Genomic DNA, 21,172 nt, shown 5'->3' on the forward strand with positions numbered 1-21,172 from the left:
CTCACGCGCTCAGGTGGGTGACGACCACGTCGCGGTCCAGCCACGGCACGCGGTAGGCGAGCGTGTCCAGGCCTGCCATCACGAGCACCACGCCGAGCGGCGCGGGGTTGAGCTCGACACGGATGGCGACGTCGGTGACGGTGACTGCCCCGCCGGGCGGGAGCACGCGCTCGACGAGATAGCCCATCGAGCTGCGGTCGAACCCGGGCAGCCGCCGCGCGAGGTGCCGCAGCGCCGCACGCGCGGCGAGCCCGAGCGCGAGCTCGTCGTCGTCGCCCGGGGCGAGCCACGCGACGTCATCGTCGGGCGGGCGCGGCCGTGCGAGAGCGGTGCCGCACTCGGGGGCGGCGAGCTCTGGGCTGACGATCGCCGGAGCGTCGGCGAACGGCTGCGCGGCGGCCTCGAGCAGCGCCGGCCACGGCGGCCGCCGGCCAGGCGCGAGGACCGCGCCGGCGAGCCACGTGTCAGTGACCGGGTCGCGCACGAGCGCGACAACGCGACCGTCCGGTCGGGTGACCGTGATCGGCTCGAGCCAACGGCCGTCGAGCCGGTCATCCGCGGCGAGTGCGGCGGTGACGGTGGCGATCAGGGCCGGTCCGTCGACGACGTCCGGCTCCAGCGGGTCGCCCGCGGCGAGCTGGATCGCGGCGTCGACCGGCCGGCCGAGCAGGCGGGCGAGCACCAGGGCACGGACCGGGCCGGCCACGTCGGCCAGCCCGACGGCCTCAAGCGACGGCGTGACGAGGAACGCCGGCGCTCCGGCGGCCACGAAGACCGATGCCGCCGCGTCGGTCGGACGGCGTCGCGACGACACCTCACCCGGCGGCTCCTCGACGGCCTGTGCGCTCGTCGCGGATGCCGCAAACGCGTCGGCCGCTTCGCTGGGAAGCTCTCGCGGCGCTCTCAGGGCCGCGCTCGGCGCGACGATGAGGCGCGCGACCGCCGCGACGACCTCGGGCCCAGCGCCGAGCGCCGGGACCACGGTGGCGAACAGGCGGATCGCCCGCGCGGCGGGCGTGAGCACCCGCGTGGTATCGGCCGGGATCGGCGGGGCGGCGGCGACGACGCGCTCGAACAGCTCGGCGGCCACGCTGCGCGGGCCCGCCTCGGCGACGCACGCCTCCCACAGCGCGGCGACGTGTCCTGAAGGCGAGGCCGCGAGCACGGCGTCGACCCTGCGCAGCCGCGCGAGCTCAGCCAGCGCCTCGGTGACGGGGACGCCGGAGCGCTCCGCCGCGGCATGCAGCGCCCGCGCCGGTGCCAGCAGCCGCAGGCCCTCGAGCGGTCCGAACACCCACGAGTCCGCTCGGCCCTCGGCGAGCGCCGCGGCGAAAGCGGCGACGTAGGCGGCGCGCGAGGGGAACCGCACGACGTTGCCGCCCGGCCCCGCGAGGATCGTCTCGACGATCCCGCGTGCGAGCTGCGCGCCCCACTGGCGGGCGAGCTGGTCGAGATCGTCCTCCGCGGCGGACACGACGGCGTCCGCCCGCAGTTGCCGCACGACCCACACGGCGCCGGGGTCGGTCTCGTCGAGGGGAACGAGGGCGGCGGCGAGCTCGTCGCCGAGCCGTCCTTCCAGGACGCGGTCGAGCCGTCCCCGGAGCGCCCCCTGGTCGGCGTCGCGTGGCAGCGCGAATGTGCAGGCGAGGCGGGCGATCGACGTCGTGCCCGTCTCGCCGCTCATCACAGGGCCGCGGGCTCCGGCTCCGGCGCGACGGCGAGCAACTCCTCGAGCGCCCGGATCCCGCCGCTGACCCGGAGCAGCTCGCCGAGGAGCTGGTCGCGGCGGACGTCGAGCTCACCGAGCGCCCGCTCGCCCGCGGCGAGGTCGGCGCGCAGCTCCTCGAGCCGGCTGCTGACATCGGCGCAGTCGATCATCGCTTCCTCCCGATCGCCACCACGGTGACGAGCATCGTGTTGTCACCCTCGACGCTCCCGTCGGACTCGCTGCAGAACGCCCGCAGGTGCACAGTCGTCCCCACTACGCTCACAACGCGGGCGTACACGTGTTGGACGATGTTGCCGGCACTCTCGAGCCGGTCGAAGTTGTTGAACGAGACGTCGTTGGCCCAGAGGCTGAACCCGTTGAGGGTGACGAACGCCTCGTAGATCTCGTCGAGCTCGCCGCCGAAGGTCTCGTCCCACTCGGCCGCGGCGTTGTTACCTGCGTTGCTCACCGCACGGTCGTGACGCACGGCGGTGATGACTGACTTCACGGCGCCCTCGACGTGCAGCGCCCCGCTGACGTAGAGATCGCTCGTGACACCGTTCCACTGGCCGACGTAGACGTCGCGACCGGTCGCCCAGTTGAGATGGAGGTTGTCGAGCCCGTCGCTGCCCGACGCCTTGCCGGTGACGAACCGCGTCGTGAGCGCCGCGTCGCCGCCCGCGCCGACCGTGATCGGCCCGGAGACGCGCAGGTGGCTGGCGTCGTCGAGGCTCATGGCCCTGGCGCCCCCGCCGGTGTCGCTGCGCGAGTCGCCGTGGCTTCCGCCGCGATACCACTGGAAGTCCGCGTCGGAGCGGAAGTACAGCGTCCAGCTTTGGACACCGAGGCCATAGTTGGTGCTCCAGAGGTTGAGCATCTGCCGCACCCGGCTGCCGAAGAACAGGCTCCCGGAGCTGTCGAGCCGCATCTGCAGCTGGCCGCCTGCACCAGGGTCCGACTTGTTCGGCGCGTGCTTGCCGCCCTTGAACCACGCGAACTCCGAGTCGCTGCGGAAGTACATCGACGAGTTCTGGACGCCGAGCCCGTACTGCTCGGTGTAGAGGTCGATCATCTGCCGGATCGTCGAACCGAACCGCAGCGTCCCGGTCGCCATCTCGGCGACGTCGTCGGCGCGCACGTTGAGGACGTCCGTCGCCTTTGCGCCCTCGCCGGCGCCGATCGACAGCAGCGTCGTGGCCTGCCCGGGCTCGCCGAGCCGCACACGCAGCCGGTGCCCGGCCGACCCGTCGGCGGGACGTTCGCGGCCGGCGGTCAGCAGCGTCGACTCCTCGTCACCCATGTCATAGGTGAACCGGACCCGGTCGCCTTCGACGTAGATCTCCTTCTCGGCGTTGATGCGCCCCTGCACGCGCAGCCGGCCCTCGACGGTGGTGAAGTCGTCGTCGTCGACGGTGGTGGGCGCGCGGCGCCGGACATGCAATGTCGGCGTCGGGCTCAACAGGTGGTCGGCGATGGCCCCGACATAGGCGCGCCCTTCGTTCAGCCGGCCCGCGGCCGCAGGGCGGAAACGCTGCTGCGTGCCGTCCCAGTGCACCGTGCCCAGCCGGATCAGCCAGCGGTCCCCCGGCGATTGTTCGGGCAGCTGCTGGTAGGGCACCGACAGGTCCGCGGGGACGGGCGGCGTGCCTGCTCCGGGTGGCGTCGCCGCGACGCCGTCGACGATGATCGCGTCCGGCTCGGTGGTCGAAGGCGACACGACCAGCCGCCAGCTCTCCGCGATCCGCGTGGCGGTCGCGTCCTGACAATCGGCGAAGCCCGATCGCGCCCCGCCTGCCTCCTGCTCGTCGTAGGCCAGCCACACGGTCTGGTGGGCGTCGGTGTTGAACGCGTCGAAGGAGGCGGCATCGAGCCGCACCGGGTGGTAGGCGACGAGCTCGCGTCCGAAGCCGTCGACCGCTGCGCCGGGCCGCAGGATGACGTCGACGAAGCTGGGATCCGAAGCGACCGGGGTCTCCTGCAACTCGAGCCCGACGACGATGCCCCAGGTGTGATGGGCGAGCACGTGGCGACGCCGCGCGTCGCGGTCGTAGAGCTGCTCCGCCTGGAAGTCGAGCGCGCCCAGGAACTGGCGCTCGAAGTAGCGGACCCGGGTGATCTCATCCGCGCCGGGCATCTGACACCTTCTCGGGCGCGAAGCCGACGACGCGGCCCTTGTACACGAACGCCTGCACCCGCTCTCCGGGCTCGACGACCGGGACGAACGTGAGCCGGTTCAGCGGCACGGCGTCGGGGTCGTCGAGCTCGACGACGACGGGGTCGATCTTCGAGCGGACGAGCGTCTCCTGCACCGCGCCGACATGCTCACCCTCGAGCCCCGCAAGATTGACCGCCTTGGTCGACGGGCGTGGCAGCCAGGATGGCACCGCGAGCAACCGCCGGGTGACCTTGCTCGCGCCCGCCCGCCACGTTCCCGTGATGGCGTAGTCGTCACGGGCGAGCAGGTTGCGGTACGTCCGGTCGGGATCGCCGAGCGCGAGCATGCGCTGGACGCTCACCAGGCGCCGGTCGCGCGTACGCCCGACGATCGGGAAGCAGCACAGGACGCCGAGCGCCCACAGCACCACGGGCCCGATCGGCACCCAGTAGCGGCGCGACACGAACGACCCGGCGTAGCGCCGGCACTCCAGATTGCAGATGTCGAGCACCTTGCCGTCCTGGTACGTGAAGCAGCCGAGCCGGATGCGTTCATCGCACGGGTCCGGGCAAGGCGGGTTCAGCGCGTGGCAGACGCAATCGCGCACGTAGGCGACCACGAGCAGGACGAGCGTCTGGGAAGCCGTGACCAGCCGCTGCGAGTACGTGTCGCTGGACTCGTCCTCGCGCTGCGGTGAGCAGTCGACCTCTCCGAACTCGCGCGGCAGCTGGCACATCGAGCGCAGCGGGTCGCGCTGGTAGAGGTCCAGGACGGCGTCGTAGAGCTTGCAGATCCCGTCGCGCGCGTACGCGGAATCGGACCGCCGGATGTCCCCGAGCGCGGCCACCGCGGTCGCCTTCTGCTCCTTGGCCGAGAGGCGCTTGCCGAGCAGCTGCGTGAGGCTCGTCACGCACTCGAGCGCACGCACCGGGAACGTGCCCTCGACGGCCTGCGCGAGCGTGCAGCAGTCGCCGTCGCAACGACAGACCCCGACGTCGAAGCACTCCACGACGCGCGTGGGTTCACAACCTGGCGGCAGGTCAGGCGACGAGACATAGCTCGTGCACCCGCAGGCCTGTGTCGAGCGCGACGCGCCACAGGTGCAGTTCCAGCCGGCGGCCGCCGTCGTCGCGGCGCCGCCGCAGTGGCAACCACCGCCGTTCCCGTTCCCGCAGGAGCACTTCGACGCGCCGTTGCCGTTGCCCGCGAGCGGTGTCACGGGGCGCACCGGCGACTCGCGATAGCGCAACGTGACGCACCAGTGCTCGTCCGTCGGGCAGCCCTTCGGAGGCCCTGTCTGTGGCGGATCGCAGACCGGAGCGGCGCGTTCGGCGTCGAGGCAGTCGCGGATCAGCTGCGCCACCGGGATCGACTGGGGTGACGGCACGACGAGGTCGCGCCCGCACGGGTCGAGCGCGTAGCCGGGCTGGAGCACGAGGCCGTCGCCGCAGTCCTCGCAGCCGACCTCGAGCCCGCAGACGACGCCCCAGCCGTGCAGGTAGCGGTTGTGCATGCGGTGCGCGTCGACCGCGTAGCGCTCGAGCGCCATCAGGTCGACCTCGGTCAGCACCTGGCCCGCGAAGAAGCGCGGCCGGACGAGCGACGCCAGACCCTGACAGGCGGGGCACGCGCACCCGGCGCCGTGCCCGGTGGACGTCGTGGTCGTGCGCGGGTGTTGGATCGCGGTCATGGCTGGTCGCTTTCGGTGATCGTGAACCAGCTCTCGAAGGTGCCGCCTTCGATCAAGTCGCCGGTCGGGCAGCGGCGGTAGAGCCCAGGGCCGAGGTGATTGCCGTCGAGCGCGCGCGGACCCTTGCTGCCGTCCAGGCGGGGCCCGTCGGCGAACGTGATGATCGCGTCGCCGCGCAGCACGACGAGATAGATCCCGTCCGGGAAGCGGCGGGCCTCGCCGCGCGGGAGGATCTGCACGCCGAGCACGCTGTCCGGTGCGGGCTTGACTTCGAAGTCGTCCATCGAGCCGGGGTCGCACTCGCCCTTGATCAGGATCGGGTTGACCTCGGCGTGCAGGCCGGCCCAGTGGTAGCCGCTGAAGCCGCCGGGCAGCTGTTCCTCGACACGGAGGTAGACCGCGCACGTGATCTCGTCGAGCGTGTCGCCCTGCATCGGCTCGGTGAACGCGACGAGCAGCCCGTTGTGGCGCAGCCGATCGTGCTCGGGGGAGCCGGGCCGGAACCTCCCGCGGTGCGGCCAGTTGATCCCGTTGATCCGTGGCAGCTCCAGCAGCGGGAACTCGCCAGGGTCGCCCTTGTCGCCTTTCGGCCCCGGGTCTCCCTGTGGGCCCTTGTCGCCCTTGTCCCCCTTGGCGCCGGGGTCGCCCTTGTCGCCCTTTGGCCCTGGGTCTCCCTTGTCGCCTTTCGGCCCCGGGTCTCCCTTGTCGCCCTTGTCGCCGAGCGGCCCGCGCTCACCCGCCGGCCCGGGGTCGCCCTTGTCTCCCTTCGCGCCGGGGTCGCCCTTGTCGCCCTTGGGCCCGGGCGCACCGGGCGGGCCAGGCGCGCCGGTGCCGGCCGGGCGCTCGATCAGGCACTCCACCGCCGCGGCGAGCTGCGCCACGCTGGGCAGGATGACCCGGTCCTTGGGGTCGAGCACGTCGTCGCTGAAGTCCGAGTCGAGCTTGTAGCCGGCGACGGTCGTGAGCACCACGCATTCGCCGGTCTCGCACGCCGGGCAGTCGGCGCCCTCGAGCCACGACCCGCAGTCGCGCTCGTCGACTTCGAGCACGGCGATTCCCGCGTGCAGCGCGTCGCCCGGCGGGCCGGCGTACTGGGCATAGAGCGTGCCGGCGTCGCCGATCGCGAGCATCGTCGGCCGCGCCCCGATCGGCACGGCCGGTCCCTCGGTCGCGCTGCCGGTCAGCATGGCCGCGACCTCGAGCGTGCTCACGGAGCCTTTGTCCGCGGCGTCGCGCAGCGCGATCGCAAGCCACGTCCCGCCAGGCGACGCGACGGCGGCGACCGGCGTCTCCGCGAACGCGACCGCGGTGCCGGCGGGGGAGATCGCCGGCGTGGCGGTCAGATCGACGGCGAACAGCGCGACCTTCTTGGCCGCGGAGTCGACGACGGCGAGGCGGTCGCCGTTGACGGTCGCGAGCGCGTGCGGCGCGCCCCCGACCGGGATCGCGGTCGCGTTGGAGGCGTTCGCGGCGCGCACGAGCGTCAGATCGCCGTCGCCCTCGGCGGCGACGACCCATGCGTCGCCGCCGGCGATGACAGCGACGTCGGCCGGCCCGTCGCCGGTGGCGGCCGCCCCGAGCTTGGTCGCGACCGGGTCGGCGCCCGGCGCGTCGATCCCCGCGCCCCACGCGTGCACCTGCTTGGCTCCTGCGTCGAGCACCACGAGGCCTCCGCCAGGCCGCGCGGCGAGGCGCACCGCCCCCGATGGGGCGGCGGCCAGCGTTATCGTCGTCAGCGGCGTCGTCAGGTCGTCGCTCTTGAGGATCTCGACGGCCTTGGCCTGATCGAGCGCCAGGTACACGCGGTCGCCGTTCGCGCTGACCGCGATGTCGAGCGGCGCCGCCGGCAGGGTCCGCGACGAGAGCAGGACGTCGTTGTCGGTTGCGAACGCCAACAGCGCCGGGCTGGTTCCGCCAACCACGACGTAGAGCCGTTTGTGCGCCGGATCGACCGCGATCCGCTCGACCGCCGCCACGTTGAGCGTGCAGTGCCAGCGCAGCACCGGCCGGCTCGTGCGGTCGACCGCCGGAGGATCGAGCAGGACCCCGAACTCGTATCCGTCGCGGATCCGGCTCGCCTGACAGGCGCTGTCGTCGCAGCCGCAGTCGTCGAACAGCGCGGGAACCTGCTCGCTCAGGCACTCGCGGTAGCGCAGGCACAGCTGGATGTCGTGGCCGTCCTCGTACGGCTTGTTCCCGTGCGCGACCTTCCAGGCATCGAGGATCAGATCGTGCAGCGGCACGACGTCTGGCGCCGTGACCAGGACCTCGTGCCCGCAGCAGTCGATCAAGGTGCCCGGCGCGACGATCACCATCCGATCCCGGCATGCGGCGTTCGGGTGCTCGGAGACCTCGAGCCCGCAGGCGATGCCGGCACCGTGCAGCTGTTGGTTGTGACGTCGCGCCTTCCCGAGCAGGTACTCCTGCTCGATCTCGAAGTCTTGCGTGAGCAGCAGCTTGCCCGTGAAGTAGCGGTTGCGGGCCAGCTGGGGCGCTTCGCATTCGGCGCAGTGATGACTGCCGACGATCGTTGACACCGGTCGCGCCCCTTTCACATCCTCACTCGAGTCCTGTGTCCACACCGACGCGCGCACGCAATCCGACCTGCGCGCGCGGTCGGGGTCCCAACCGCGGATCGGGGCCGACGACGACGCCGTCGCCGAGCCGCGCCTGTCCGGCTCGCGCCGGGGGCGGGACCTCGCCGATCACCGTGTCGAACCCGATCATGCTCTGCGTTCCGACGCGCATGCGCGGCTCAACCGCGGCGACGTCGACCACCGTGTGCGCCGGCTTGGCGAGCTCGGCGACGCGGCGGGCGCGGGCGAGCAGCCGATCGTCCTCGCGGGCGATCAGCAGCAACGAGAACCGGTGCGCGTACACGTGGAACGGGTCACGCAGCGGGTCGTCGGTGTCGATCAGCTGGAACGAGCCGATCTCGCTGTACTCGTCGAGCTGCAGGCGGCGGACGATCGCCGACCCGTAGAGCTCGGTGTCACCCAGCCGGCCTCGGCCCGCGATCGCCCAGCGGCGCAGCTTGTAATGCTCGAGCAACCGCACCTCGACCCCGCAGAAGAGCGAGACGAAGCGGCGGACGCCCTCGGGCGTGCCCCGCAGGCGGTACAGCGACGCCGCCTCGCGCAACAGCCGGCGACGGCGCGCGATCGGGATGCCCTCGTCGAACGCCAGTCCGACCCAGCCGGCCAGCCACGAGAGCACGTCGCGCTCGTCGGCCGGCGCCGCCAGAGGGTCGAAGAGCGCGGCGATGCGGTCGACCTGGCGGCCGACGGTCGCGCGCTGGGCGTCGAAGACCGCCAGGAAGCGTTCGAGGAAGTCGGCGCTGTCGGGGTCCGAGCGGAAGGCGCCGGGCAGGTGGTCGAGCGAGGTGCAACGCGGGAACTCGACCTCGACGTCGGCGATCTCCGGCGTGGCCGCGCCGTCGCTCGCGAAGCTCAACGCGAGCCAGAGGTAACGGCCCGGCTGGCCGGTCACCAGGCAATCCCACCCCGTGCCGTCGGTCACCGAGGCGGTCTGCCCGGTCGCCCACCGCGCCTCCGGCAGCGCGAGGATCTCGGCCGGTGTGAGCGGCGCCTCGGCGGTCAAGGTCTGCACGCGCACGGCTGTGCCCGCGGGCACGGAACCGGTGAGCGCGACCCGATGCCAGCGGCAGTTCGCGAGCCCGCTGTCCAGGGCGGTGCTGACGAAGCGACCGGTCTTGGGATAGCCGCCGCCGTTGCGCATCCTGACGACGCAGCAGCGGCTGCCGTCGACGGTCACGGCGTCGCCCCCGGCGTCGAAGGCCAGCCCGCGGACAGGCCCGTCGACCGGGGTGACGCCGACCGCGTTCCAGCCGCCACCGCCGTCACTGAGTACGCAGACGTCGCCACCCGCCCCGGCGACGCAGAGGTCGCCGTTGGGCGCGACCGCGACGGCCACGGGACAGAACACGTGGCGGCGGTCGTCGAGCGCGTCGACATCGGCGATGAACCCTGAGCGATCGAGGATCCGCACCCTGACGCTGTCCTGCTGCAGCACGTAGACGCGCCCGTCGCCGTCGACCGCGACGGCCGTCGGATGGACGAGCCCGGGCACGCCAGGGCCCGCACCGTCGGTCGCCGCCAGATGGCGGCCGCATCCGTCGAGGAAGTGCACGAGCCCGTTCGCGCGGTCGGTCACCACCAGGCCGTCCGCTCGCGCGGCGACGCCCCAAGGCTCCCAGGTCTTGGCGGGCCAACCGTCACGCCGCGGCCTGATCCGGCGCACGGTGTCGCCGTCGACCTTCCATGGGCCGGCGACGCGCCGGATCGCGAGGCCCGCGCCGACGAGCACGACCAGGCGTCGCGCGGCGGCGTCCGCGACGACGACGTCGCCGCGGCGGCTGATCGCGATGTCGGTCGCGCCGGCGAGCTCGTCGAGGCACGGCAGCGGCGCGAACGCGAGTGCGCACGGGTCATAGCGCAGGACGCGGTTCCCGTCGCGGTCGAGCACGACGATCGTGCCGTCCGCCCCGGCCGCGACACCGACCGGCTCGCTCAGGCCGCCGAACGTCCCGGACGCGTCGGCGACAGGCTGCGGCGCGCCGGGAAGCGGCCGCAGGCGCACCACACCATCGTCGGTTTCCACGCCGATCGCAAGCAGCGGTTCGCCACGCCAGCCGGCGCGGCGGTCGAGCAGGAAATGCCGTGGGCCGGTCATGCGTAGCTCACCCGGAGCTCGGGCTCCAGCGGCTCGATCAGCTCGCCCGCGCCGATCGGCACGTCGCGGCAGAACGTCTGCCGGGCCCCGTCGAGCTCGACCAGCAGTTGGTTGTCCTTGACCCGGTCGACGCCGGGCGTGTCGAGCGCGAGCCGGTACAGGCTCGAGGCGTAGATCGTGCCGCCGAACGGCCAGCCTCCGGCGTCGTCGCCGCCGGTCAACGCGTGCAGCCACGTCTTGACGCGTTCGGCGAGCGTCGTCCGCACCGTCGCGAGGTCCGCATCGCCGCGGGCGACGATGTCACCGCTGATCCGGATCTGCCGGTAGGTCGGGCCGACCGCGAAGACCTCGGTGGTCACGAGCCGGTGCAGGTTGAGGTACCGGCAGACCAACTGCAGGGTCGCCTCGCTCGGCTGCGGCGCGGCGCCGGGAATGCCGGGGACGATGATCACCGTCACCGTGCCGGGCACCTCGATGCCGGGGAAGCCAGGGTGGACCAGCGCGAGCGCGTGCGCGCGAGCGACCGGCGCCGGCGCTTCGAGCGACAATGCCTCGAAGTCCTCGGCGGTGACCGCGCGGCCGCGTGCCTTCAGCGCCGACGGGGCGCGCCGCTTGGCGTCCGCCACGCTCTCCTCGTCGGAACCGCCGGACGCGGCACGCGCGTTGATGACCGAGGCGACGCCGGCGGCCGTGGTCTGCAGCGTCGTGATCGACCCCGCGCCGACGTTGCCAGCCGCGCCGCCGCCGGCGAGGTAGGAGCGCGCGACGATCGAGGAGGCGGGCAGCCCCGCGTTGGCGACGGGGATCCGCCCGAAACGCCCGTCGCCGAACCTGACCTCGCCCGCGGCGCGGTCGAGCACGTAGTGCGGGTCGTCGGGCCCCGAGGCGAGGAAGTCGTCGACCTCCTGCCACGGCTCGAAGCCTGAGCCCTCGTCGATCTCGAGCCGCAGGGCGGTGATCGTGATCTCGACGCCGTCCGAGCGTCGCACCTTGACCGGCCGCTCGAGCGCGACGACCGGTGCGGCGGAGAGCCGGAACGGTCCCTGGTCGGGCATCCCGTCGCTGCCGCCGAGAACGTCCTCGTCGACCGTCGTCGCCTGCAGCGCCGTGGCCGTGTTGGGCAGCACCTGCGCGAGCCGTGGCACGCGGTCGAACGCCGGCTCGATCAGCCGCAGCCGCAGCCAGAAGAGGTTCGCGGTCACGGTGCCGACCACCGCCTTCCGCGGGCGGCCGGGCGGGGCGGCGACGACGATCCGGCCGGTGCGCAGCAGCGCCCAGGTCTCGTCGAGCTGTCGCTGGAGCGGCTCCCACGACGATCCGTCCCAGTACTCGTAGGCGAGCGTCGCGGGCGGCGGGACCGGTGCGCTCTCGAGCGCGACCTCGACGACCGGGCGCGCGAGCGGCTGCTCGGCGTAGAGCATCAACGTCAGCGGCTGTGACGTGAACGTCGCCGCCGGCGTGTCGAACCCGAGCAGCAGCGCACTGCCGTCGCGCGCGTGCGGTCCGAACGGATCGATGCCCTGGCCGTTGACCGCGTTGGCGGTCGTGACGTCGCGGTAGGCGATCGAGTCGTACACCTGGACGGCGGCCAGGCGGGGACCGATCGCGACCAGCCCCTGCGGGAGCTCGAAGACCACGGGACCGCTCTCGCTGGTCGCCGCGACCTGTGTCCGCGCCGGCACGATCGCGTCGGCGTCGGCCTTCGCGGTGGTGAACGTGACGTCCACCTGCGCGGGCGTGGCGGGCTTGACGTCGATGCCGATCAGCTGCAGGAACTTGCGGTAGTTGCGCTCCGGCACCTGGTTGAGGCGGTAGAGCATCTGCTCGGCCAGCCACGCGTGCAGCTGCAGCAGCGCGATGCCGGGGTCGGTCTCGTTGTGATCGGTCCATTCCGGCGTGTAGCGCGGAATCAGCGAGCGCGCCTGCTCGAGCAGTTGGTCGAAACTGCGGTCGTCGAGGTTGGGTGCGTCGATGGCCATCATGCGCTCTCGGCCGTCAGGCCCTCGGTCGCATAGAGCGGGTAGACGAGGTTGTGGACCGTGTTGTTCTCGACGATGCGGTAGTCGACGGAGATCGCGAGCAGCGTGCCCGAGCCGCCGCCGTCCTCGACGCGGACGTCGAGCACGTCGATGCGAGGCTCCCAGTCGGTCAGCGCCTCGTGGGCGGCGTGCGCCGCGGCGGCCCGGGTGGCGTTCGAGTCGCCCCGGAACAGGAGCTCGTGGACGCCACAGCCGACCAACGGGCGCATCACGCGTTCGCCGAGCGCGGTCGAGAGGACGAGCCAGATCGACTCGGCCACCTTCTGCTCGCCGGCCGACCAGGCCAGCGAGCCGGTGGCATCGGGCCGGATCGGGAACCGCCAGCCGGTCCCGAGGTACTCGCGACGATCAAACGGCGCCACAAGCGACTCCTGTGATCTCGTCGATGACATCGACGACGCCCTGGAGCGTGGTGATGAGCGCGCTCAGGGCCTCGACGCTTTCCGGCGGCCCGCCCGGCGTGCTGAGCTGCAGATCGGGGAGCTGGGCGAGCTTGAGCAACGGCGAGACGAGCCCGAGCAGCACCGTCACCGGCTCGATCGCCTGGGAGAGGTTGTTGGCCGACGCCTGCGCGTTCTCCTGCGCGCACTGGAGCGTCTTGAGCAGGTCGTCGTTGCCCGTGGCCGCCTCGAGCCGCAACGTCAGCCCCTGCATCAGGTCGCGCACGGAGGTCAGCTGCGCCAGCAGGCAGTGCAGCACCGAGCGGATCAGGTTCAGGATGTCGCAGACGAACGGGAGGATCCCGAGCGGCGTGGGGATCAGGAAGCACGGCGCGATCTCCGCGGCGGCGTCGACGACGTCCTTGATCGCACCAGGCGTCGGCGGCGGGTTGGTGACCAGCGAGACGACCTTGTCCAGCAGCTTGAGCATCTTCAGCATGCAATCCATCGATGCCAGCAGCGGGGCGACCTGGAGCATCAGGTTGAACGTCATCGAGCAGTCGTTCGGGATCCCTTTCGAGATGTCGTTGAACGCCTGCAGGTGACCGCCGGTCGGCAGCTGGATCTTCAGCGGCGTGGGCGACGGGAGCCGGAGCGCCTCGCACGGCTCGAGGTTCAGCGCGGCCTGCAGATCCGGTTTGACGGGGATGTCGATCGACGGCATCGCTAGACCGGGTTGGGGGTGGGGGAGACGACGCGGGTGACACCGCTGGAACGCAGAGCGATCGTCGCCGCGTCGAGCACGAGCGTGCCGGCGGCGCGGATCGTGATCTTGCCGTTGGTGAGCACGATCGAATTGCCGTGGGCGTCCTCGATCGCGATCCCGCCGCGGTTGCCGCCCGCGGTGGGAGTCGAGTCGAGCCACCGGATCGTGTGCCCGTTGACGGAGCGGATCATCCGCTCGCGGACCGACACCGACGGCGCACCGTCCTGGCCGTTCCAGAGGAAGCCGAGCACGAACGGGTAGTCGACGTCACCGCGCTCGAAGGCCAGCACCGCCTCGTTGCCGACCTCAGGGATGAACCACGTGCCGTAGTCGGGCCCGGCCATCGGGCTGACGATCGGCGCCCACCCGCTGAGCGCCTGCTCCGACAGCCACGGGTACTGCACGCGCACGCGCCCCCAGCCCTCCGGGTCGTCGGTGTCATAGACGGTGCCGATGACCAGCCCCCGTGGAGCGCTCGTCGCGCCGCTTCCATCGTGCAGCACGTTCATGAGCGGTGCTCCTCGCGGCGCGCGGAGAACGTCGTCCGGTAGCCGCTGTCGTTGATCGTGTGCGTGGTCTCCGTGATGAACCACCGCCCGTTGAGCAGGTCGCCGAGGCCCGCGATCTCGACGGTGCGGCCGGCGCGCAGGTCGGGCAGTCCGACCACGACCCCGGCGGCCTCCGCGAGGTCCTGCACCTGGCGGTGCAGGTAGTCCAGCGCGACCCGCTTGGCCTGCGCGGCGTCGAACACCGGCACGTCGGTCACGACCTCCTCGCGCCCGATCACGTCGATGAACGGGTGCATGTTCTCGTTGAGGTCCTTGATGTCCTCGAGCGTCGCCTCGCCCTTGATCTGCTGCTTGGCCTTGCGGTCCCAACCGAGAACGGTGACCTTGCGCACCTGGCGCGCCAGCGAGATCGTCGGCTTGAAGCTCACGAGCGACTTGCCCCACTCGAGCTTGTACGTCCGGTCGCGCACCCGGGTCGACGGCCCGAAGTACAGGAACTGCTCGCCCGTCGTCTTGTCGCGATCGAGGAAGACGTCGTAGCCGAGTCGCCGAGCGCGCTGCATCAAGAAGACGATCGGATACTGGTTGTTCATCAGCACGCAGGGCTGCGGTGTCTCTCTGCTCTTGGCGGCCGCGTCGGCGCGCACCGTGATGCCGACGCCGGGCCGTCCGGGGGGATGATCGGGGGGCCCGGACAAGTCCTCGGCGATCTCGCTGTCCTTGATCGGCTTCTTCGGGTCAGCGGGCCACGAGTAGGTGAACTGCTTGCCGCGGAAGCGGTCGAGCACGTTGAGTCCGCGGACCGTCAGCCGCGGCGCGCCGGCCTCGGGGAAGTCGGCCTCGAGCGTCGTGATCACCCCGGTGGTCATCACGCGCATGTCGGGCTTGAGGCCCTGGTAGCCCATCCTCAGCACGAGCTGCGTCCCCGGCTGGATCAGCGGGAAGAGCTTCGACGGCTCCTTGCTGCCCAGGAACATCGGCTGGAGCCGGTCGCCATCCCAGTTGTTGAAGACCAGGACGAACGAGTCCACCTTGTCCATCGAGTCGTGGTAGGTGACCTCGACCACGTCCTTGACGACGCCGGAGCCGAGCATCGTCGTCGGTCCCTTGAGCGTGGCGAGCGTCTTTTTCGCGCCCGCGACCTCGACCTCGAACGCCGGCGCGTAGAACGGCTGCGTCAGCGTGTTCAGCGCGATCACGGTCACGCGACGGCCCTCGGGAGGCGCAGGATCGTTCCCGGCTCGAGTCCGAGCGGGTCGTCGAGGCCGTTGGCGTCGGCGATCAGGCGCCACGCGCCCGGGTCGCCGTAGGCGGAATAGGCGAGCGACGACACCGTGTCGCCCGCGACCGCGACGCGGGCCTTGGTGTGGTCGGCCGACTTGAGCTTGAGCTGGCGGATCTGGTCGGCGAGGCTCTTGTACTCGCGCAACTCGACGGTCAGCTTCGCCCGTAGCGGCACGCCCGCGGGATTGAAGAACGTGAACTGCTGGCGGACGCTCGCGACGACGCACTTGAACACGTTGTTCTCGCGCTTGCCGGGGAACGCCGGGCCGCCCCACGAGAACAGCAGCACCGGCGGCGCGTGCAGGTTGGAGTCGATCTTGATCAGGTCGTAGAACGCGTCCGTCTTGCCGGTGACCGGCTTCGCCTCACCTCCCGTCCCGTCCTCGGTGGAATCGAAGAAGAGGTCCAGCGTCAGCGTCTCGGTCTGCCCACGGACGAACTGGATCAAGGGCTGGTCGAGACCCGGGATCGGGACCTCGGCGAGCTGATTGCCCTTGGTCAGCGTGTACTCGCTCGGATTGAACTGCACCTCCACGACGCGGCCATGCACCGCGTTCGGGGTGGGAAGCCGTTCGAAGCGGGCGTGCAACACCGCGGTCATCGGCCGGTCCCCGCTCGCACCGACGTCCACATCGACGTGTCCTGGAGCGCGCGCCGGTCGCTCGACTGGCGCTCGGCGACGAGCGGGGCGATCGCGTCCGCGATCGCCGCGTACTGCTCCGGCCGCGGCAGCGACTGCGGCTCGATCGCCTGCACGCGCGTCTCCAGCTCACCGATCATGACGTCCACGTCAGAGCCTCCCCAGCGACGTGCCGATCGAGCCGATCGTCGACGCGATCTCGCCGACCACGCCGAGCGTCTGCACCTTCAGGCCCTCGTGCGCGATCTCGAGCTCCTCGACGGCGAGGCTGCTCTGCCCGGCGATCAGGTTCGGGCCGATCCAGCGGATCGGGATCCCGCGCCGGAAGCGCCAGCTCGAGACGACGTCGCCGCCCTCCCCGAGCAGCTCGATCACGCCGTCTCGGCGCTTGCCGATGCCACGCAGGTACGCCTCATGCCACTTCCACAGGTCCGGGCTGATTCCCGCGCCGCGCTTGAGCCGGATGTTGCCCCCCGCGATCGGCCCGGGGAACTTCAGGACTCCGTCGTTGCGCCCGCCCTCGCGGTATTCCTCCACGCGCATCGTGGACTCGAGCCCGACGCACTCGCTGAAGCCGCCGCCGGGCGGCGGTGCGACGCTCGTCAGGATCGCACTGCCGGGTTTGGCCGTGTCGATCAGTCGGACGTTGAAGTTGAAGCCGCCGACGGCCACGATCACACGCTCCGCTCGGGGGTCGCGCGGATCTCGAGGCGGTCCGCGGTGCGGACGACCTGCAGGAGGATCACCTCGGCCGGTGGCTGGGCCGCGACCCCGACGTTCACGACGACTTCGCCCGCCGCGCGGTCACCGCCGTCGACGTCGACGAAGAACGACGCCTCAGGCGTGTCGCCGGCGAACGCCCCGTCCTCCCACATGCTCTCCAGCAGCCCGGTGATCGCGGTCGCGAGGGTGCGGTCCAGGCCGGGGCTCGCCGGTTCGAAGACGCTCCACGCGAGCCCGGCGCGCAGCGTGCGCTCGATCTGCAGGAACAGCCTGCGGACGGCGAGGAAGCGCCACGTCGTGTCGCTCGACGCGACGGTGCGCGCGCCGAGGACGACGATGCCTCGCGCCGGCCGTGCTCGCAGGGCGTTGATGCCCGCGTCGTTGAGCGCCGCGTGGGCCGCGTCGTCGAAGCTGACGTCGACGTCGTGGACCCAAGCGAGGGAGCGGTTCGCCGGCGACAGCCACGGTCCGGCCTCGGCATCGACCCGGCCCATCAGGCCGGCGGCGTGACCGCACGGCGGCACGCGCCGCAGGCGGCCTGACGGGGCGATCGGTTGCCGCGGACCGGCGGCGAGCGGGTCGACGACGAGCACCCACGGCGCATACATGGCCGCGAAGCCCGAGTCGAAGCGCGAACGCCACGCGATCAGCGCCGGCACGTCGAGCCCGGTCGGCAGGTCCAGCAGCGCGATGCGATCGGCGCGGCGCTCGCAATGGTCGATGATCGACTGCTGGGCGAGTGCGATCTCAGCGCGGCTGAAGCCGGGGAACGACTCGCTCACCTCGGCGACGAGCCGGTCTGGCGGCGGCGCGGGCGGCGGACACGGCAGGCACGGATCGACCTCGACCGGCTCGGGAACGTCGATACGTGCCGTGACGGGTTCACCGACGAGATCGGGCACCGCGACGATTCCCGGCTCGTCGACCGTGACGAACGAGGCCAGTCCGCGCCCGTTCTCGAGCACATCGTCGCCGATCAGATCGGCGCGTCCCAGGGCGGCGGTCCCGTCGCGCCCGCCGGTCAGCGCGAGCCAGCCCGTCGTGTCCGGCAGCCCGGTGCCGAGCACGGTGCCGCGGACGAGCGCGGAGCTCGCCAGCACGTCGGGTGCGAAGCGCGGATGGCCCGGCGCGAGGCTGAGTCCTTCGAAGATCTCGCGCAAGGCGCCGCGCTCGCGCACCGAGAGCGTGAACCGCAGCGCCTCGACCCGCAGCGGCTTGGCCGGGTTCACGACCGCCAGCGGCGACGCCCACGTCAAGACGGCGCGCGCCGGGTCGATCGCCTCGATCACGTTCTCGGTCGAGACGAGCGGGCCGCCGCCGTCTTGGCTGATGCGCACGCGGTCGCCGACGACGAAGCCGTCGACTGCCGCGACCCGGGTCGCGGCGGCGCTCGCGGGCCCGGCCACGCTCGTCGTCGCCGCGGCGTAGCGCGGCGTGGCGAGCACGCTCACGTGGTTGCCCCACGCCCCAGGGCTCGACGCCGTCAGCTCCAACACGGGCAGGGCGCCCAGGTCGCTGAGGACCGTGCCGGCGCGGCCCGCCCCAGTCGCGACGTGCACCGTGGCCGGCGCGGTGAGATCGACGTCGGGATGGAGCGGTCGATCCCATGTCACTCGCGCGCTCACGGGATCGACGGCCACGACGAGGTGCATCCAGGTCCGCGCGGCCTGTTCGACCGCGACGACGGCCCCGATCACCAGCCCGTCGAGCGCCGCGACGATCGAACTGCGCCGGTCGGCCGGCTGGGCGCCGGTCAGCGTCGTCTCGTGCACCGGCGCGGCCACCCGCACCACCCACGCGGCGCGCCCGCCGTTGTCGAGCCAGCCCTTGGCCGCATAGGCGCCGAGGCCGTTGGCGATGAAACCACCGAACGCGGCCTGCAGCTGCGGCCACGAAGTGATCCGCACGGGCGTGTCGACGGGCCCGCGCTCGAAGACGCCGACCAGGCCGACGGTGTCGACCCGGACCGGGTCGAGCGGGGCGGGCTCGTCGCTGAGCGCGACGTAGACCCCGGGTGCGATGCCGGCGCTCATACCGGAACGATGTCCACCCGCTCGACACAGATCTCGATCGACTCGATCGCGACCTCGTTGGTCGTCGCATTCATCGCCGGGCCCTCCCACTTGCACACCCAGCCTTCGACGAACCTCCAGCGGACCACAGGCTGCTGTTCCTCGTCCCGGAGCACGATCGCGCCGGCCTTGCGCTCGGGCGCGCCGTTGACAACCGTCAGGTACCAGTTCCACAGCTCCAGGTTCTGCGTGAAGCCGCGGCGGAGCTGGATGTTCCCGTACTTCGTCAGCCCGGGCAGCTTGAGCACGTGCAGCTGCGTCGAGTTGCCCTCGCGGTACTCGATCGGGTCGGTCGTGAACGTCAGCCCGCTGGACTCGCGGAAGCCGGCGACGTTCGTGTTGTCGATCTCGACCGCGAAGTTGAAGCCGCGGTACGGATCGACGCGTTCACCCGTGGTGGGCATCGCTCATGGCCTCCTAGATCTCCTGGACCGACGAGCCGCCCAGCCACTGGGCGATCCGGATGATCACGAACTCGGCGGGCCGCACCGGCGCGATGCCGATCTCCATGATCAGCCGGCCGTTGAGGATGTCGTCCTCGAACATCGTCGTGCGATCGACCCGTACGAAGAACGCCTCCTCGGGCTTTGAGCCCATCAGCGCGCCGTCGCGCCAGACACTGGTGAGGAACAGCGTCACGCTGTCGCGCAGGCGCGCCCACAGCCGCTCGTCGTTGGGCTCGAAGACCGCCCATTGCGTGCCCTCGTCGAGCGACTCCTCGATGAAGATGAACAGCCGCCGGACGTTGACGTAATTCCACTCCCGCGCGCTGGTCGCGCAGCGGGCGCCGAAGATCCGGTAGCCGCGCTGCACCGAGGTGAAGTCGCGGATCACGTTGATGTTGAGCGGGTTCAGCAGTTCCTGGGTCCCGCGGGAGACGACCGTCTCGACGCCGAGGATGCCGCGGAGCACCTCGTTCGCCGGCGCCTTGTGGACTCCGCGCGTGTTGTCGACGCGTGCGTACACGCCGAGGATGTGGCCGCTCGGGGGAACCGGGATCGGCGTTCCCGGATGCAGCGGGTCGTCGATCACGACCCGGGGGTAGTAGAGGGCGGCGTACTCGGTGTCGTAGCGGCTGCGCTGCGCCTGGATCTGGGGCAGCGTCGCGGGTGTGTTGGCGGTGCCGCGCACGGGGTCGAGGACCGCGAAACGGTCCATCAACCGCTCGCACTGGTCCTTGAGCGCGTTCTGCACGGCCTGCGACGTCAGCCCGGGTGCGGCGAGGATCGCGATCTCGTCGACGTCCTCCAGCGCCAGCAGCCCGGTCTTGCGGTTGGGGCCGTTGTCGACGCCGAGCACGTCAGGGTCGGTCGGGACGACGTCCGAGCCGCCGCTCAGCGAAGCGGCCAGCCCGTCCGCCGCGCACGGATACATGAGCGGGTTGTTCGCCGCAGGCGCGGCGCCGGTGACCTGGACGAGGTTCGAGGCCGCGAGCTGGTCGACGTAGTAGCGGCCGGGGATGTTCTCGAGCGTGAGCCCGTCGTAGCGCTCCGACACCGTGACGCGCTCCACCGGGTCCTGGTAGGAGATCGAGAGCGCGAACTCGCACGTCGAGACGCGGGTCGCTGTCGCGGGCGCCTCCGGCGCGAAGTCGGCCGCCGCGAGGGGCCCTCCGTCGAGCACGAGGACCGGGCCGTCGATGGCGGCGATCCGGCGGTACCGCTTGGTGTTGCCGCGATCGATCTCGACCCACGCCCCGACGTAGAACGCCGCCGTGGAGACGAGCTGGATCCGGTTGTTGCCCGCCGCGCCGCTGATGAAGGCGGAGAAGTCCGAGCGCGCCGCCGAGACGTGGGCGGGGGCGATCGCGATGTCGCGGCCCCACACGCCCGGGCTCGTGGCTTGCAGCGTGAACGTGTTCGGCTCGGGATCGGTCGGGTTCGCGTTGGCCGCCGGCAAGCCGGTGCCGTCGATGCCACCCGCGGCGGCGACGTTGGTGAGCACGACGGTGCGCGCCGCCTCGAACACGTCGGTGGTCGAGATCGCGTTGTTGAAGGTGACCCGGCCGGTGTCGCGATTGATCGCTGTGATCGTCAGCACGGCCGACGTGGTGGTCACGCCGTCGCGCACCATCCGCAGCCGGGCCGTGGTGCCGACCTGGAGGCCGCGCACGGTGCGCAGCGTCGCCTTGTCACGGTCGGCGACCGGCGTCAGCACCGTGTCAGCCGCCAACCGCGTGACGATGCCGCCGGTGAGCGTGACGTTCGCCTGCGCCGCGCCCGCGCCGGCGACGCGCGCGACGAACGCGCGCCGACCGCCATTGTCGAAGAAGCCGCGCATCGCGCTCGGCAGGTACTGCAAGCCGTCGAACGTGCTGCCGAAGTCGAACACGCCGCCGAACGCGCGGACGAACTCCGGATAGCTGGTCACGAACGTCGGCGGGCCCTCGATCGGGCCACGCCGCGTCACACCGACGAAGCCCGCTGTGCTCGTCCCGACGGCCGCGATCGGCGGAGGGCCGCTCGGGACCTCTTGGATGTACACACCGGGCGCGAGGTATTCAGGCATGCACAC

The 21,172-nt window shown here is 71.7% G+C and carries 17 protein-coding genes; all 17 read right to left on the minus strand.

Annotated features, from left to right (window positions below; translation table 11 throughout):
• Window position 1: 1 nt before the first annotated feature.
• Genes G569_RS0133605 through G569_RS59530 form a run of 17 tightly spaced genes read right to left on the minus strand, consistent with a single transcriptional unit; the run spans window position 2 to window position 21,166 of the window.
• Window positions 2-1,684, minus strand: coding sequence for a hypothetical protein (locus G569_RS0133605; protein ID WP_028066663.1), 1,683 nt, complete (start codon window positions 1,682-1,684; stop codon window positions 2-4).
• The gene (locus G569_RS0133610; protein WP_028066664.1) at window positions 1,684-1,878 is read right to left on the minus strand and encodes a hypothetical protein; all 195 of its coding nucleotides are present in this window, start codon (window positions 1,876-1,878) and stop codon (window positions 1,684-1,686) included. Before G569_RS0133610 ends, G569_RS0133605 begins: the two co-directional genes overlap by 1 nt.
• A complete protein-coding gene (locus G569_RS0133615; RefSeq protein WP_028066665.1) occupies window positions 1,875-3,842 on the minus strand; it encodes a hypothetical protein in 1,968 nt (655 codons plus the stop codon). Before G569_RS0133615 ends, G569_RS0133610 begins: the two co-directional genes overlap by 4 nt.
• The gene (locus tag G569_RS0133620) at window positions 3,826-5,553 is read right to left on the minus strand and encodes a hypothetical protein (RefSeq protein ID WP_028066666.1); all 1,728 of its coding nucleotides are present in this window, start codon (window positions 5,551-5,553) and stop codon (window positions 3,826-3,828) included. Before G569_RS0133620 ends, G569_RS0133615 begins: the two co-directional genes overlap by 17 nt.
• Window positions 5,550-8,090, minus strand: coding sequence for a hypothetical protein (locus tag G569_RS64905; RefSeq protein ID WP_211233163.1), 2,541 nt, complete (start codon window positions 8,088-8,090; stop codon window positions 5,550-5,552). Before G569_RS64905 ends, G569_RS0133620 begins: the two co-directional genes overlap by 4 nt.
• Window positions 8,091-8,112: 22 nt before the next feature.
• On the minus strand, window positions 8,113-10,245 hold the full coding sequence (locus G569_RS59525; protein WP_028066667.1) for a phage tail protein: 2,133 nt from the start codon (window positions 10,243-10,245) through the stop codon (window positions 8,113-8,115).
• Entirely contained in the window at window positions 10,242-12,227 is a 1,986-nt protein-coding gene (locus G569_RS0133635; protein WP_028066668.1) for a putative baseplate assembly protein, read from the minus strand. Before G569_RS0133635 ends, G569_RS59525 begins: the two co-directional genes overlap by 4 nt.
• Complete coding sequence (locus G569_RS0133640; RefSeq protein ID WP_028066669.1) at window positions 12,224-12,646, minus strand: GPW/gp25 family protein; 423 nt, start codon at window positions 12,644-12,646, stop codon at window positions 12,224-12,226. Before G569_RS0133640 ends, G569_RS0133635 begins: the two co-directional genes overlap by 4 nt.
• Window positions 12,633-13,388, minus strand: a complete 756-nt coding sequence (locus G569_RS0133645) for a hypothetical protein (RefSeq protein ID WP_028066670.1) — start codon at window positions 13,386-13,388, stop codon at window positions 12,633-12,635. Before G569_RS0133645 ends, G569_RS0133640 begins: the two co-directional genes overlap by 14 nt.
• 2 nt (window positions 13,389-13,390) lie before the next feature.
• Complete coding sequence (locus G569_RS0133650) at window positions 13,391-13,939, minus strand: phage baseplate assembly protein V (RefSeq protein WP_037501109.1); 549 nt, start codon at window positions 13,937-13,939, stop codon at window positions 13,391-13,393.
• Complete coding sequence (locus G569_RS0133655) at window positions 13,936-15,144, minus strand: phage late control D family protein (RefSeq protein ID WP_028066672.1); 1,209 nt, start codon at window positions 15,142-15,144, stop codon at window positions 13,936-13,938. Before G569_RS0133655 ends, G569_RS0133650 begins: the two co-directional genes overlap by 4 nt.
• On the minus strand, window positions 15,141-15,824 hold the full coding sequence (locus G569_RS0133660) for a CIS tube protein (protein WP_028066673.1): 684 nt from the start codon (window positions 15,822-15,824) through the stop codon (window positions 15,141-15,143). Before G569_RS0133660 ends, G569_RS0133655 begins: the two co-directional genes overlap by 4 nt.
• On the minus strand, window positions 15,821-16,012 hold the full coding sequence (locus G569_RS0133665) for a hypothetical protein (RefSeq protein ID WP_028066674.1): 192 nt from the start codon (window positions 16,010-16,012) through the stop codon (window positions 15,821-15,823). The genes G569_RS0133660 and G569_RS0133665 overlap by 4 nt, the downstream gene beginning before the upstream one ends.
• A gap of 1 nt (window position 16,013) precedes the next feature.
• Window positions 16,014-16,541, minus strand: coding sequence for a phage tail protein (locus tag G569_RS0133670; RefSeq protein ID WP_028066675.1), 528 nt, complete (start codon window positions 16,539-16,541; stop codon window positions 16,014-16,016).
• The gene (locus tag G569_RS0133675; protein ID WP_028066676.1) at window positions 16,538-18,619 is read right to left on the minus strand and encodes a phage tail sheath subtilisin-like domain-containing protein; all 2,082 of its coding nucleotides are present in this window, start codon (window positions 18,617-18,619) and stop codon (window positions 16,538-16,540) included. Before G569_RS0133675 ends, G569_RS0133670 begins: the two co-directional genes overlap by 4 nt.
• Window positions 18,616-19,062: a phage tail protein gene (locus tag G569_RS0133680; RefSeq protein ID WP_028066677.1), complete on the minus strand. Its 447-nt coding sequence runs from the start codon at window positions 19,060-19,062 to the stop codon at window positions 18,616-18,618. The genes G569_RS0133675 and G569_RS0133680 overlap by 4 nt, the downstream gene beginning before the upstream one ends.
• Window positions 19,063-19,075: 13 nt before the next feature.
• Entirely contained in the window at window positions 19,076-21,166 is a 2,091-nt protein-coding gene (locus tag G569_RS59530; protein WP_053227370.1) for a phage tail sheath family protein, read from the minus strand.
• Window positions 21,167-21,172 lie beyond the last annotated feature (6 nt).

Source organism: Solirubrobacter soli DSM 22325, assembly GCF_000423665.1.
Taxonomy (GTDB): Bacteria; Actinomycetota; Thermoleophilia; order Solirubrobacterales; family Solirubrobacteraceae; genus Solirubrobacter; species Solirubrobacter soli.

Excerpts from the sequence above, each read along its gene's own strand:
- G569_RS0133610 (WP_028066664.1), bottom strand. The coding sequence starts at position 1,878 with ATGATCGACTGCGCCGATGTCAGCAGCCGGCTCGAGGAGCTGCGCGCC.
- G569_RS0133645 (WP_028066670.1), bottom strand. The coding sequence starts at position 13,388 with ATGCCGTCGATCGACATCCCCGTCAAACCGGATCTGCAGGCCGCGCTG.
- G569_RS0133680 (WP_028066677.1), bottom strand. The coding sequence starts at position 19,062 with ATGCCCACCACGGGTGAACGCGTCGATCCGTACCGCGGCTTCAACTTC.
- G569_RS0133605 (WP_028066663.1), bottom strand. The coding sequence starts at position 1,684 with ATGAGCGGCGAGACGGGCACGACGTCGATCGCCCGCCTCGCCTGCACA.
- G569_RS0133620 (WP_028066666.1), bottom strand. The coding sequence starts at position 5,553 with ATGACCGCGATCCAACACCCGCGCACGACCACGACGTCCACCGGGCAC.
- G569_RS0133675 (WP_028066676.1), bottom strand. The coding sequence starts at position 18,619 with ATGAGCGCCGGCATCGCACCCGGGGTCTACGTCGCGCTCAGCGACGAG.
- G569_RS0133615 (WP_028066665.1), bottom strand. The coding sequence starts at position 3,842 with ATGCCCGGCGCGGATGAGATCACCCGGGTCCGCTACTTCGAGCGCCAG.
- G569_RS0133650 (WP_037501109.1), bottom strand. The coding sequence starts at position 13,939 with ATGAACGTGCTGCACGATGGAAGCGGCGCGACGAGCGCTCCACGGGGG.
- G569_RS59530 (WP_053227370.1), bottom strand. The coding sequence starts at position 21,166 with ATGCCTGAATACCTCGCGCCCGGTGTGTACATCCAAGAGGTCCCGAGC.
- G569_RS0133660 (WP_028066673.1), bottom strand. The coding sequence starts at position 15,824 with ATGACCGCGGTGTTGCACGCCCGCTTCGAACGGCTTCCCACCCCGAAC.
- G569_RS0133635 (WP_028066668.1), bottom strand. The coding sequence starts at position 12,227 with ATGATGGCCATCGACGCACCCAACCTCGACGACCGCAGTTTCGACCAA.
- G569_RS59525 (WP_028066667.1), bottom strand. The coding sequence starts at position 10,245 with ATGACCGGCCCACGGCATTTCCTGCTCGACCGCCGCGCCGGCTGGCGT.